At 63.1% G+C, this 12162-nt stretch carries 15 protein-coding genes; 14 read left to right on the forward strand and 1 reads right to left on the reverse strand.

Annotated elements, in window-relative coordinates:
- Nucleotides 1-2: 2 nt before the first annotated feature.
- Nucleotides 3-431, forward strand: coding sequence for a single-stranded DNA-binding protein (locus KGA83_RS00515; RefSeq protein ID WP_150752588.1), 429 nt, complete (start codon nucleotides 3-5; stop codon nucleotides 429-431).
- A 93-nt stretch (nucleotides 432-524) separates the two neighbouring features.
- On the opposite strand, the gene KGA83_RS00520 is transcribed toward KGA83_RS00515, so the two are convergent.
- A complete protein-coding gene (locus tag KGA83_RS00520) occupies nucleotides 525-752 on the reverse strand; it encodes a hypothetical protein (RefSeq protein WP_154910204.1) in 228 nt (75 codons plus the stop codon).
- A 141-nt stretch (nucleotides 753-893) separates the two neighbouring features.
- Here KGA83_RS00520 and KGA83_RS00525 point away from each other — a divergent pair, with 141 nt between their 5' ends.
- The 13 genes from KGA83_RS00525 (at nucleotide 894) to KGA83_RS00585 (ending at nucleotide 12157) form a co-directional block, all read left to right on the forward strand.
- On the forward strand, nucleotides 894-1238 hold the full coding sequence (locus KGA83_RS00525) for a helix-turn-helix domain-containing protein (protein WP_150752590.1): 345 nt from the start codon (nucleotides 894-896) through the stop codon (nucleotides 1236-1238).
- Between the two features lie 109 nt (nucleotides 1239-1347).
- Nucleotides 1348-3324 (forward strand): DNA topoisomerase III, encoded by a 1977-nt coding sequence (locus tag KGA83_RS00530; RefSeq protein WP_223527583.1) that lies wholly within the window; start codon nucleotides 1348-1350, stop codon nucleotides 3322-3324.
- 755 nt (nucleotides 3325-4079) lie between these two features.
- Complete coding sequence (locus KGA83_RS00535; RefSeq protein ID WP_223527585.1) at nucleotides 4080-4607, forward strand: STY4534 family ICE replication protein; 528 nt, start codon at nucleotides 4080-4082, stop codon at nucleotides 4605-4607.
- 67 nt (nucleotides 4608-4674) lie between these two features.
- Complete coding sequence (locus tag KGA83_RS00540) at nucleotides 4675-4932, forward strand: hypothetical protein (RefSeq protein WP_223527587.1); 258 nt, start codon at nucleotides 4675-4677, stop codon at nucleotides 4930-4932.
- A 66-nt stretch (nucleotides 4933-4998) separates the two neighbouring features.
- On the forward strand, nucleotides 4999-5493 hold the full coding sequence (locus KGA83_RS00545) for a JAB domain-containing protein (protein ID WP_150752594.1): 495 nt from the start codon (nucleotides 4999-5001) through the stop codon (nucleotides 5491-5493).
- A gap of 66 nt (nucleotides 5494-5559) precedes the next feature.
- The gene (locus KGA83_RS00550) at nucleotides 5560-6213 is read left to right on the forward strand and encodes a hypothetical protein (protein ID WP_223527589.1); all 654 of its coding nucleotides are present in this window, start codon (nucleotides 5560-5562) and stop codon (nucleotides 6211-6213) included.
- Nucleotides 6214-6400: 187 nt separating this feature from the next.
- Nucleotides 6401-6910, forward strand: coding sequence for a PilL N-terminal domain-containing protein (locus KGA83_RS00555; RefSeq protein ID WP_150752595.1), 510 nt, complete (start codon nucleotides 6401-6403; stop codon nucleotides 6908-6910).
- Nucleotides 6907-7575: a hypothetical protein gene (locus KGA83_RS00560; protein WP_223527591.1), complete on the forward strand. Its 669-nt coding sequence runs from the start codon at nucleotides 6907-6909 to the stop codon at nucleotides 7573-7575. The genes KGA83_RS00555 and KGA83_RS00560 overlap by 4 nt, the downstream gene beginning before the upstream one ends.
- Before the next feature lie 10 nt (nucleotides 7576-7585).
- Nucleotides 7586-8305: a TIGR03759 family integrating conjugative element protein gene (locus KGA83_RS00565; RefSeq protein ID WP_223527593.1), complete on the forward strand. Its 720-nt coding sequence runs from the start codon at nucleotides 7586-7588 to the stop codon at nucleotides 8303-8305.
- Nucleotides 8287-8841, forward strand: a complete 555-nt coding sequence (locus KGA83_RS00570; RefSeq protein ID WP_223527595.1) for a transglycosylase — start codon at nucleotides 8287-8289, stop codon at nucleotides 8839-8841. The genes KGA83_RS00565 and KGA83_RS00570 overlap by 19 nt, the downstream gene beginning before the upstream one ends.
- The gene (locus KGA83_RS00575; protein ID WP_223527597.1) at nucleotides 8838-9257 is read left to right on the forward strand and encodes an integrating conjugative element protein; all 420 of its coding nucleotides are present in this window, start codon (nucleotides 8838-8840) and stop codon (nucleotides 9255-9257) included. Before KGA83_RS00570 ends, KGA83_RS00575 begins: the two co-directional genes overlap by 4 nt.
- 9 nt (nucleotides 9258-9266) lie before the next feature.
- Nucleotides 9267-11393: a type IV conjugative transfer system coupling protein TraD gene (gene traD, locus KGA83_RS00580; RefSeq protein WP_223527599.1), complete on the forward strand. Its 2127-nt coding sequence runs from the start codon at nucleotides 9267-9269 to the stop codon at nucleotides 11391-11393.
- Between the two features lie 35 nt (nucleotides 11394-11428).
- Nucleotides 11429-12157: a TIGR03747 family integrating conjugative element membrane protein gene (locus KGA83_RS00585; protein WP_223527601.1), complete on the forward strand. Its 729-nt coding sequence runs from the start codon at nucleotides 11429-11431 to the stop codon at nucleotides 12155-12157.
- Nucleotides 12158-12162 lie beyond the last annotated feature (5 nt).

A 12162-nucleotide genomic window follows, 5' to 3' on the forward strand; every position in this document is an offset into this window, starting at 1 on the left:
GCATGAGCACGTTCTTTGTTGGTGAAGGCAACATCGGCAGCGCCCCGGAGTTCCAGGAGTTCAACAACCCCCCGGATGAACCGCGACGCCTGTTGCGGCTGAATGTCTATTTCGACAATCCGGTACCGCGCGAGGGCGGCTACGAGGATCGCGGCGGCTACTGGGCCCCCGTCGAGCTCTGGCACCGGGACGCCGAGCACTGGAGCACCCTGTACCAGAAAGGCATGCGTATCCTGGTCGAGGGCCGGACGGTCAAGGATGAATGGGAGGACAGCGAGGACAACGCGCGGGTCACGTTCAAGGTGGAGGCCCGACGCATCGGCATCCTACCCCACCGTCTGGCCTCGGTGTCCATGCGCGAAAAGGCCAATGAAAGCAGCGGCTCCGGACGCAAGGGGGCTAGCAAGAAGACTCCACGCAAGTCCGGCTAAGCGGGTGGTCCTCAGTGGAATCACAGCCTGCAGCGCGATACCCCTGAGGGCTCGCTGCCCGTTCGGCGCGCAACGCTGGATACTGCAGGTGGTTCAATGCCGCCGGGGCTCTCCCCGCTGATCAGCATCCAGCAGCTGCGTCACCTCAGCCAGGTACTGGTCCAGAGCAAGAAATGCCCGCCAGTGCGCCTGGCTTTCCTGAACCCATGCGATCAACCTCGCGCGCGCCTTCAGATTGTCCGGTTCCAGGTGGGTTGCCATGAACAACTCATAGGCCTTGATCGCTAACGCATCTGCCTCACGCTCGTTAGATCCGTCCAAGTCGTAAGCTCCGTTTTGACGGGCGGGTTATCACACTCAATTTAGGTGATACGCCTCATAGGGTTGCTAGTCAACCTTATGAGGCGTTCATATATTCGGGTTGCTGGTCAACCATACGGGTCGAATTGGAGAGCGCCCCCGTTGCCAGTCAAAGAGCCTAGCCCACAACACATCGGTCGCCAGTTGGCGAAGTATCGCCGCGCACGTGGTTTGACCCAAGAGCAAGTCGGCGAGTGTCTGGAAATCGGCGCCGAAGCCGTATCGCGCTTTGAACGCGGCGTGGTCGAACTAACCGTCAACAAGCTGCTGCAATTGGCCGATATGTACGGCTGTCCCGCCGATGAGCTGCTGCTAGCCATCAGTCCTCGCCCCCAGGACCAAGGCCAGAAAATTGCATCGCTGATCAAGGAGCTTGGCGAAGCAGATAAGAAGTTTGCCTTGGAGTTTCTGCAAACGCTGGCCGCTCACCTCGCGCAAAGGAAGTAACCTTTAACCTCCATTGAACCGCCGATATGATCTCGGCGCATTCAGGTTTTCGCTGGTTCTCTCACGCAACACCGCCACCCTATCGGTACCTCACCGAGAGGGCCGACGTATGCGCCTGTTTATTTGCGAAAAACCATCTCAAGCCCGCGACATCGCCCGCGTGCTGCAGGCCACCCGGCGTCACGACGGCTGTTTGCAAGGCCAGGGGGTCACCGTCACCTGGTGCGTGGGCCATCTGCTGGAGACAGCACCACCAGAGGCTTATGGTAATTACAAACGTTGGTCGCTGGAGGACCTGCCGATCATCCCTGGCCAATGGCAGTTGGTGGTCAAACCCAAAGTCGCTAGCCAGCTGAAGGTCATCCAGCAACTGCTGCTTTCCTGCTCCGAGGTGATCATCGCCACGGACGCCGACCGTGAAGGTGAGATGATCGCCCGGGAAATTCTTGAGCGCTGTCAGTACCAAGGACCGACTCTGCGGCTGTGGCTCTCCGCCCTCGACGATGCCTCAATTCGCCGTGCATTGGCCACGCTGCGCCCGGGTGAACAGACCTTGCCCCTGTACCACTGTGCCTTGGCACGCTCACGCGCGGACTGGCTGGTGGGTATTAACCTCAGCCGGCTCTTCACCCTGCTCGGGCGCCGTGCCGGCTTCGACGGCCTGCTGCCGGTGGGGCGTGTGCAAACGCCGACGCTGCGCCTGGTGGTCCAGCGAGATCGGGCGATAGCGGGCTTTGAGCCTCAGCCGTTCTGGACCGTCGATGCGCAGCTGGAGGCCGACGGGACGGTCTTTCAGGCGCGCTGGCAGCCACCGACCGCTGCCTGTGACAAAGCCGGTCACTGCATTGACGAAGCGGTCGCACAGAGCGCGGCGCGGCGCTTGAGCCAGCTGGGGACTGCCCAGATCCGCCGCATCGAGGTCGAGCACGTGCGCGAAGGCTCTCCGCTGTCGTTCGATCTGGGCACGCTGCAGGAGATCTGCTCGGCTAAGCTTGGCCTCGGTGCCCAGGAAACCTTGGCGGTGGCCCAAGCCCTGTATGAAACCCACAAGGCAACGACCTACCCACGCACCGACTGCGGCTACCTGCCGGAAAGCATGCTGGATGAGGTGCCACGCGTACTCCACGCCCTAGCGGCGGCCGCCCCGTCACTCGGACAATGGCTGAAGGAGGCTGACCCCAGCCGACGCTCCCGGGCCTGGAACAGCAGCAAGATCACCGCCCACCACGGCATCATCCCCACTGCTGTGACGCTAGACCTGACCCAGCTCTCTGAGCGCGAGCGAGCGGTTTACACGCTGATTCGCGCCCGTTACCTCGCACAATTTCTGCCCGACCATGAGTACCTGAAAACCCAGGTGGTGTTGCACAGTTACGAAGATCAGTTGCTGGCGCGCGGCAAGCAAATCCTGGCACGCGGCTGGAAGGCGGTGATCGACGAGGCCGACGGCAACGAACCTGTAAAGCAAACCCAACGCTTGCCCACACTGCGCGAATCGGCAGCGGTGGCATTGACCGACACCACGATCAACGCGCAGCGCACACAGCCCCCCAAGCCCTACACGGAAGGCACACTGGTCAAGGCCATGAAAACCATCGCCAACCAGGTGGAGGACTCACGACTCAAACAGAAACTCAAGGACAGCTGCGGCCTCGGGACCGAGGCCACCCGAGCGGCGATCATCCAGGGCCTGATCGATCACGGGTACCTGTCCAAGAAAAAACGCAGCCTGGTCGCCTCGGCGGCGGCACACACCTTGATCGAGGCCGTGCCAGCGGAGGTCGCCGATCCGGCGCTGACCGCACTCTGGGAGCAGGCGCTTGATCGTATTGAGACGGGACAGCTGAGCGTCGAAACCTTTCTCGCCAGGCAGGCGCAATGGCTGACCCGGCTGGTGCGTGGCCACGCCTCGCTCACCTTGCAGCCACCGGCGACCAAAAGCCCGCGCTGCCCCGTGTGCCGCAGCGCCATGCGCCAGCGCAACGGCCGCACCGGCAGCTTCTGGTCGTGCACCCGCTATCCGGAGTGCAAGGGCACCAAGCCGGTCGCCAAACCCAAGAGCACCAAGCAGCCAGGCGCCTTCTGAGCGGGCATGTGTGACTTGACGGCGTACGGCAGCACTGGTGTAGTGATCAGGTCCGTCGCCGCTTGGCGTACCCAGACCGATTCGCTCCGGGCAGCTCGGTCAGACTCGAAGAGTTCGGAGCCGCATTTCACTTTTTCTTCGGATTTCTCCCCAGCGTTTCAGGTCCCCAAGGTGGATGACCCGTGCGGCTTGTGTCAGGTCTCAGGGGTCATCCGCTTCGGCGACGATGCTCAGCACCGGTGCCCGCCGGCGAAACACTGGGCACCTTTTGTGCGCGGATGCGCGCCAGTTGATTTCGGCCCAGGCCACGACAAGGGTCGGTTGATCCAGGTGGATCGACAGCGGAGGTTTTGCGATGGACTCCGGTGTCACGTTACCGGATCAAGGGTGGTCTAGCTCTTCCTAGCCTGATGACCGTCGGGCTATTTTTTCGTCACCCAGAATCCACTGAGTGCCACCCACTTCCGCCCGCCCGAGCCTCCCCTAATCCACTGTTGACGAGCCGTTGGCGTAGTCTTATAGATGAACTGCACACCGTTGTCGCTGACAGCGTTCAGGTAGCCGGAACCTTCAAGGCTACGCCCGCTTCGGGTGGTTCTCCCTCAGTGCGATCAGCGCTCGGCAGCTCGCACGGTCACCTGTCGGTGATGAGCGCCCTTCTACCGACCACGCTTTCTTTGCACCTCCCCCTTGCGGAACTCACCAGCCGCCAGGGCCGGTGGATATCCGCGTTTCTGCTGAACAGGAGTTCCACCATGACGACTGCAAGCAATAATGCTCCCACCACTTACTTCAACCTGCACACCCAAGGCATTGGTTACTTGAACCGCGTTCGCGAAGTCCCTGTACGTCGCGGGCAACCGTTCATGGCCTGTGACATTGCCGCCTTGCACGGGGCCTCGGACGACGTCGAGTACACCCGCTTCGACTGCAAGGTCGCCAGCGGTGAAGCCGAACGGCTGATCCGTGAACACCTGGAAGACGTCCGTGCTGAACGTAAGGTCCTGATCGCGTTTCGCATTGGCGACCTTTGGGTTGACCCCTTTCTTTACGAAAAAGGCGAGCGTAAAGGCCAACCCGGTGCCAGCCTCAAAGGCCGGCTGATCTTCATCGAGTGGATCAAGGTCGATGGTCAGTTCAGCTACCGAGCACCTGCTCGCACCGACTCCCCCGCCGCTATCCACGCTGCAGCGGAATCGGACCAAGTCGACACCGTCGCCGAACAGCACCAACCCGCCTCTGCCCCCGCGCGTAATTCCACCGCAGCACGTCAGTCTGCCTGAGGCACATTGACCGCCACCAACAGGCGCTCCCACGAGCGCCTGTTATCCACTCACGTCGGAGGCCGTCATGGAAAGTTTCTGGCTCTGCGAGGAATGCCTGCAAGCGGTCGCGTATGACGATTTCAGCGCGCTTTCGCTGTACTACAGCGAGGCTGAAATCGAGCAACGCATCGCGCACCTGCGCACCGAACTGCAGGCCCTGATGCCACTAAGCGCCGATTTCGATCCGCAGACCGGCGCCGGCATCGAGTCCTTTTCCACCCGAGCGTGCGAGGGATGCCAAAGCCCGCTACACGGTGCGCGTCATCGCTTCACGCGTCTGTGAATCACGCACTTCACCAGCCTGGGGCACTCCCCCAGGGGGCGCTCCATCTCCCACGAGGAATTGCCCATGAACACTGCCCTGAACCTGGTCGACGCGCTCGACCCGGCATTGGCCCAACGCGCCCATGAGGATGCACTGATCACCGAAGCCCTGCAGTTGCTGGATCAACGTTACTTCCAGCGCGGCGAACTGCTGTTGACCCCCTCCGACGCTGCAGCCTACCTGAAACTGCGGCTCGCCCCTTACCAACACGAGGTGTTCGCGCTGCTTTGCCTGGACTCACGCCATCGCGTGCTGAGCTTTGACGAACTGTTCACCGGCAGCATTGACGGCGCCTCCGTCTATCCACGCGAGGTCGTGATCAAGGCGCTGGAGCACAACGCCGCCGCCGTGATCTTCAGTCATAACCACCCTTCCGGTTGCCCGGAACCGAGCTCCGCCGACCGAGTGCTCACAGGACGCCTGACCGAGGCCCTGGCCCTGGTTGAGGTGCGCGTCCTGGACCACATCATCGTCGGCGAAGGCACCCCGCTTTCGCTCGCCGAAAATGGCTGGATCTGACAGCCCATCCCTGCCCAGGAGGTCACCGCCAGTTCGGGGTGGCCTCTGCGCCTCTGGAGAACCATCATGCCCCCATCCTTTCGCAATCCCTTCCTTCGCGGTTTCCGCGGCCTGAGCTACGAACGCGTCGTCCAAATCAGCTCGGCCGACAATTGTCCACCCTGCTACCGCCCTCTGCACCCGGCGCAAATCCAACTGCCCAATGAGGCCATCAATTTCCAACCCTGCCTGTTCGATGACAACTGCGCGGTCATCACCGACGGCCGAAGCGTGCCCAGATTTGTCCGCATGCGCTGCCCGGGCGCCGGCCTGGGGAGTAGCGTGATCTACCAGACCATCGGCCATCACCTTGGATGCCCGATGCATCTCGGCGACCTCCCCAGCGAAGAGGCAGCACGGACCCTGATCGAATTGTTGTCCTTTTCCACGGGACACTACAGCCGCAGTTGGGAGATCAGCTCTGCCCACCTGCCAACGACGGAATTCGAGTACCTGCAAGAGCGAGCTTGGCACCCTTCACCGACAGGCTTCTTCGAGTGCTTCGAACTCAGCAGCCATGCCGTGGGGTGCAAGCTGTACTCGACCTCCTGGAGCATGGAGGCCGAAGGGCACTGCGGCTGCAGCGCCAGCGAAGTCAGCACGCGCATGCGCGATGACGATGTCCCGCCCGTGTTGTACAGCTGTTGCTGCTGGCAGGTCACGCCGACACCCGCTTGCTGATCTTTGACCCCGACGCAGCGCCACTCCCAGAGTTGTCCCTATTCACTGAAGACTGACCCAAGGCGCCCCACAGGGCGCCTTTTTCATGAGTGCTTCACGGTAATCCGGACGGCCAGATTCGGTTTTTCGGTGGGAGCGCGGCTCGCACTTTCGCCAAGGTATCGGCAACTTCTGTCGAGACCCGGACATGCATACCCCCACACTCTCCACCCTCGGACTGATGATCGCGCTGGCCGGCTGCAACACGTCGCCACCGGCGCCCGCCCCAGCAGCGCCATCAATATCGCCGGCCTCACTGCAGAAGCAGAAACCCACGCTACCTTTATGGGTCCGCCAGGACCGATACACCCTGGCTAATACACAGCCGACCCTGGAGCAGCGCCAGCCGTTGTATCAGCTCATCAACGTGCAGATCGCGCCTGCTCTGCACGCGAATGTCGGTGAGGCACTGCGACACGTGCTGCAACGGTCGGGCTACTCACTCTGCCCCGACAGCGCAGCGGTGGATCGGTTATTCAGTCGCCCCCTGCCCGCCGTGCACCACCAACTCGGACCGATTTCGCTGCTGGACGCCTTGACCATCATCGGCGGACCGGCCTGGAGGATCAACATCGACCCGGTCGACCGGACCGTCTGCTATACCCTTCGCTCGCCACAGCCCCAACCGCCACTCTCGACATCGGAGATCGCGCCATGAAGGTCCACCGCTTTCAGGCCCTGTTGATCGGCGGCCTGTGCCTGGGCGCCGCCGTGCTAGCTGGCGAAACGTACAACCAACACCAGCAATTGGCCGAACTCCAGGCCGCAGCCCGCAGTGCCCCTGCCGACCCGGCTCCCGCGTTGCGGCGCGACGTCGATGCGCTCGGCAATACCCTCGCGACACTGCGACCGCAGGTGGCGGCGCTGGGAGACGCGCAAGGTCAGCACGCTTCGGCGCAGAGGGCGCTCAGCCAGCAGTTGGATGAGATGGCTGCGTCGCTTAAGGCCGTTCAAGCGGCACCGAGCGGGCCGAGCAGCGCCGACTTCAGAACACTGGAACAGCGACTGGGCAGGACAGAAGTTGCGCTTGAGACGCTGTCGGCAAGAGCCTCCGTGCCAGCGGCCGACACACGGCCGGCGGCGCCCGTGGGCCAGAAAGCCAAGGCCAAAGCCCCGGCGCCTCCGTTCACCCTGCTGGGTATCGAGACCCGAGGCGTGGTGAGGTTCGTTGCTACCCTGCCCACCGGTGCCCACTCGCTGTCGACCGTGCACCTGCTGCAGCCCGGCGACAGTTTGAACGGATGGCAGCTGCGCGCGATTCGCGAAGACGAGGCCGTCTTCCACGTCCCCGGCCATGGCGATCGCACACTGCCCCTGCCGTGAAGAGGTGCTTATGCTTCGACTCTCCGCCCTCTCGCTGATCCTGCTCCCCACCTGCCTACTGGCAGAGCCGAGATGGAGTGCACCGAACATGCTCGGCTCAGACCAGCAGTACAGCGAGCAGGCGCCGCTGGATCGGCAGCCTTCGGACGCGACGCAGGCCAAAGTGTGGGGGCTAACGGTTGACGAATGGACCAAGTTCGAGCAACTGCAGACCGGGCCCCGCCACTACTGGTCGCCGCAGCTCGACCCTCTCACCACCCTGGGCGTCGAGGCCGAATCTGAGCAGGAACGTCAACGCTACGCCGAACTGCAGGTCCGCCTCGAAGCCAAACGCGCAGAACGCGAGCTGGCTTACCAGAAAGCCTACACCGCCGCCTGGGCACGACTGTTCCCCGGAATGCTGCCGGTGCAGGGTCTGGCCGATGAGTCCGCTACGGTCAGCAACACCCGCTATGCCCTGTTCGTGGAAGAACGCTGCCCGGCCTGCGCGACCAACACCCAGCAGTGGCTCCGTGCCGGTGCCCGCCTGGACGTGTACCTGGTGGGCAGCCAGGGTGACGACGCGAATCTCCGAAACTGGGCGCATGGCGCAGGCATTACCCCAGCCCAGGTTAGCAGCGGCCAGGTCACCCTAAACCACGACCGCGGCCGATGGTTCGCCCTAGGCGCCACCCGACCGTTGCCGGCGCGCTTTCAGCAGGTGGATGGAAAATGGCAGCGCATCGACTGATCCTCGCGCTGGCCTTGACCGGCGCGACCGTGGTCCAGGCGGACGCTCTACCTCCGCCCGCGTACCAGTTGGCCGCCGCGCGGGCCGGCATCCCCGCCTCGGTGCTGTTCGCCATCGCCCTGCAGGAGAGCGGCACCCCGCTACACGGTCGTCTCATGCCCTGGCCTTGGACCTTAAATGTCGCCGGCACACCGCAGCGTTTTGCCAGTCGCGATGAGGCCTGTGCTGCGCTCAGGCTAGAACTCACACGTCATGACCCCAAGCGCATCGATGTCGGTCTGGGACAGACCAACCTCGGCTACCACCCGGACCGCTACCCCAGCGCCTGCAATGCACTCGATCCACGGGCAAACTTGTCCGTCACCGCCGAGCTGCTGCGTGCGTACTATGCCGATGTGGGTGACTGGGTCGTGGCTGCTGGTCGCTATCACCGTCCAGCCGGCGGCGCGCCCGCGGCGCGCTACCGCACACAGTTCAGTCGGCACTGGCAGCGCATCCAAGCGATCGCGTTCCTTCGCGGAGGGTCACAGCCATGAGCTTCTCGCGCTTGTTGGCACTGGCCATCTGTACGTGGCTGTCGCTAACCGTGATCGCGTCTCCCACCAAGCCCCTCGATCCACGCGCGCTGAATTGGATGCTGCCGGTGCACAGCGCGCGCCTCACGCCGGGCGCAGTGCCGCCTAGAAAGTTGGACCTGCCAGGCATAACGCCGCTGTTCCTGGTCGGGCAGGATCCAGCCTCCCTGGCCTGGTTGTCGCAGCATGCGCAGGCCCTGCAGGACCTGGGCGCCAGCGGGCTAGCTGTCGAGGTCGCCGACGCCCAGACGTTGCGCCGCATCCAGGCGGCAGCCCCTGGACTGAACATCTGGCCGGTGAGTGGCGACGACATCGCCGAGCGGCTGGAGCTGGAACACTACCCAGTGCTCATCACGCCCACCGGCTTGGAACAGTGAGGGAGGATCATGGGCGAACATGCGATGGAATCCCTGCTGCGCCCTGCAGTGGAGCTGTACACAGTGGGCATCTGCGCCGGTGCCGGCGTCCTGTGCCTGCACTCGCCCTGGGCGGTGGCGCTGTCGCCCGATGTGGGTATGGGCATGGCCCTGGCCTACACCGCCCTCGGACTCAAACGGCTTAACGAGGCCCGGATCGTTCTGCGCTATCGGCGCAACATTCGTCGCCTGCCGCGCTACTCGCTGACCAGTCGACAGATTCCGGTGAGCCGCAAGCGTCTGTTCATGGGGCGTGGCTTTCGCTGGAGTCGCCTGCACACCCAGCGCCTGCTCGAGGCTCAGGACCCGGCTCTGGCCTGCTATGTGAACCAGTCGGTTGCCTATCAGTGGGCCAGGCGCCTGGAATGTCTGCTGGAAAAGGCGCCTTCAGGGCTCTCGCTGTTTCCCCGCCTCACCGCCTGGGACAACCCACTCAATCCGGTACGCCCGCTGCCACCGGTTGGGGGCTCGCCGCTGCTGCACGGCGTCGAGCCAAGTGAGCAGGAAGCCACCTTGCCGCTGGGTGAGCGTGTTGGACACACCTTGGTACTGGGCACCACCCGGGTCGGCAAGACGCGCCTGGCGGAGGTCTATATTACCCAGGACATCCACCGTCCAACCCAAGAGGTGGTGATTGTCTTCGACCCCAAGGGCGACGCCGACCTGCTCAAGCGCATGTACGTGGAGGCACGGCGCGCGGGCCGCGAGCACGAATTCTACGTCTTTCACCTCGGGTGGCCGGAAATCTCCGCACGCTACAACGCCATCGGCCGCTTCGGTCGCATCTCGGAAGTTGCTACCCGTATCGCCGGACAGTTAAGCGGCGAAGGCAACTCCGCAGCGTTTCGCGAGTTCGCTTGGCGTTTTGTGAACATCATTGCCCGGGCTTTGATCGAACTGGGCCGGCGTCCGGACTACCTGCAGATCCAGCGTCATGTGGTGAACATCGACGCGCTGTTCATCGAGTACGCCCAACACTTCTTCGCCCGCCACGACGCGCAAGCCTGGGAAGCGATCGTGCAAATCGAGGGTCGCCTCAACGAGAAGAATGTGCCGCGGCATATGATCGGCCGGGAAAAGCGCGTGGTGGCCATTGAGCAGTACCTGGCTGCGAAGCGCATCTTTGACCCGGTGATGGATGGTCTGCGCTCGGCCGTGCGTTATGACCGCACCTACTTCGACAAGATCGTCGCCTCGTTACTGCCCCTGTTGGAAAAGCTCACCAGTGGCAAGACGGCGCAACTACTGGCCCCCAACTACGCCGACCTGGACGATCCGCGGCCGATCTTCGATTGGCTGCAGATCATCCGCAAACGCGGCATCGTCTACGTTGGCCTGGATGCCCTGTCCGACGCCGAAGTCGCCGCCGCTGTCGGTAATTCGATGTTCGCCGACCTGGTCTCCGTGGCCGGCCATATCTACAAGCACGGCATCGACCACGGCCTGCCGGGCTCCTCCAGCGCTGCGGACAAAGTGCCCATCAACCTGCACGCCGACGAGTTCAACGAGCTCATGGGCGATGAGTTCATCCCGCTGATCAACAAGGGCGGCGGTGCGGGTATCCAGGTTACTGCCTACACCCAGACCTTGAGTGATATCGAAGCGCGCATCGGCAGCCGGGCCAAAGCCGGCCAGGTCATCGGCAACTTCAACACTCTGCAGATGCTCCGTGTACGGGAATCCGCGACTGCGGAACTGCTGACTAATCAACTGCCGAAGGTCAATGTGCAGACGCGGACTTTGGTCTCTGGCGCGACAGACACCGCAGATCCCGAGGCCCGTACGGACTTCACTTCGTCCTCTCAGGACCGTGTCACCGCCGCCGCGGTGCCGCTGATCGAACCCGCACACATCATCGCCCTACCCAAGGGACAGATGTTTTCATTCCAGGAAGGCGGGCAGCTGTGGAAGGTGCGCATGCCGCTGCCCACTCCGGCCAGCGACGATGCGATGCCGGCGGATCTACAGACCCTGGCCGCGTGTATGCGCGACTCGTACAACGCCAATGCGGCTAACTGGTGGACCACTACCGGAGGTGCACCAACCGTCGACTTCGATCCCGAGATGCCACCACCAGGGCGTAGACGCACATCGTAAACGCCCCGCCAGCAAGCGAACACTGCGGAGCCCATATGCCTACCCCTCAGACCAGCCCACCGCCTGCACCACCACGTCCGGGCCTCATCTTCGGCACGATCGAGCTGTGCCTACGGCTGCTCGGCCTGCTGTTCGCTTCGCTGCTGTTCTCCATCGCACTGGAGTTTGTGGGCCTGTTGTGGTTCTGGCCGGAACAGGGCTGGCATCACAGCCATGCCATGTGGCTGAGTGAGCTGGGCTGGTTGAGCGGCCATTTCAAGAGTTCCCTGCTTGTGGAAGAACCGGCGCAAGCAACCGCCAAAGTACTTCAACACCTAAACGAGTGGGTCGTGGTCCGCTCCGGGTGGGCACAATCCGACGCGCAACTGAAGCTGCTCAGTCGCGAAACGTCGCTGCAGGGGCAGTTTGCCCAGGCCTACGTCCTGCTACAGGACTACCTGCTGGCAGCCTTGTTCACGGTCTTCACTTTCGTAGTTCGCCTGGCCGTCCTCACCCTGGCCATGCCCCTGTTCCTGCTTGCCGTGGTCACCGGTGCTGTCGACGGCTTGATGCGACGTGACCTTCGCAAATTCGGAGCGGACCGGGAGAGCAGCTTTGTCTACCACCGAGCGAAGCGGACATTACTACCGCTGATCGTGAGCCCTTGGGTGATCTACCTCTCCCTGCCTTGGTCCCTCAATCCCATTTGGGTGCTGCTCCCTTGTGCGGCTCTGCTGGGATGCATGGTTGCCATCACGACGGCTACATTCAAAAAGTACCTTTGAGTGTG

The organism is Pseudomonas sp. GL-R-19 (genome assembly GCF_019956375.1).
In the GTDB taxonomy this organism is placed as follows: Bacteria; Pseudomonadota; Gammaproteobacteria; order Pseudomonadales; family Pseudomonadaceae; genus Aquipseudomonas.

Excerpts from the sequence above, each read along its gene's own strand:
- KGA83_RS00515 (WP_150752588.1), top strand. The coding sequence starts at position 3 with ATGAGCACGTTCTTTGTTGGTGAAGGCAACATCGGCAGCGCCCCGGAG.
- KGA83_RS00530 (WP_223527583.1), top strand. The coding sequence starts at position 1,348 with ATGCGCCTGTTTATTTGCGAAAAACCATCTCAAGCCCGCGACATCGCC.
- KGA83_RS00535 (WP_223527585.1), top strand. The coding sequence starts at position 4,080 with ATGACGACTGCAAGCAATAATGCTCCCACCACTTACTTCAACCTGCAC.
- KGA83_RS00540 (WP_223527587.1), top strand. The coding sequence starts at position 4,675 with ATGGAAAGTTTCTGGCTCTGCGAGGAATGCCTGCAAGCGGTCGCGTAT.
- KGA83_RS00545 (WP_150752594.1), top strand. The coding sequence starts at position 4,999 with ATGAACACTGCCCTGAACCTGGTCGACGCGCTCGACCCGGCATTGGCC.
- KGA83_RS00550 (WP_223527589.1), top strand. The coding sequence starts at position 5,560 with ATGCCCCCATCCTTTCGCAATCCCTTCCTTCGCGGTTTCCGCGGCCTG.
- KGA83_RS00555 (WP_150752595.1), top strand. The coding sequence starts at position 6,401 with ATGCATACCCCCACACTCTCCACCCTCGGACTGATGATCGCGCTGGCC.
- KGA83_RS00560 (WP_223527591.1), top strand. The coding sequence starts at position 6,907 with ATGAAGGTCCACCGCTTTCAGGCCCTGTTGATCGGCGGCCTGTGCCTG.
- KGA83_RS00565 (WP_223527593.1), top strand. The coding sequence starts at position 7,586 with ATGCTTCGACTCTCCGCCCTCTCGCTGATCCTGCTCCCCACCTGCCTA.
- KGA83_RS00570 (WP_223527595.1), top strand. The coding sequence starts at position 8,287 with ATGGCAGCGCATCGACTGATCCTCGCGCTGGCCTTGACCGGCGCGACC.
- KGA83_RS00575 (WP_223527597.1), top strand. The coding sequence starts at position 8,838 with ATGAGCTTCTCGCGCTTGTTGGCACTGGCCATCTGTACGTGGCTGTCG.
- traD (WP_223527599.1), top strand. The coding sequence starts at position 9,267 with ATGGGCGAACATGCGATGGAATCCCTGCTGCGCCCTGCAGTGGAGCTG.
- KGA83_RS00585 (WP_223527601.1), top strand. The coding sequence starts at position 11,429 with ATGCCTACCCCTCAGACCAGCCCACCGCCTGCACCACCACGTCCGGGC.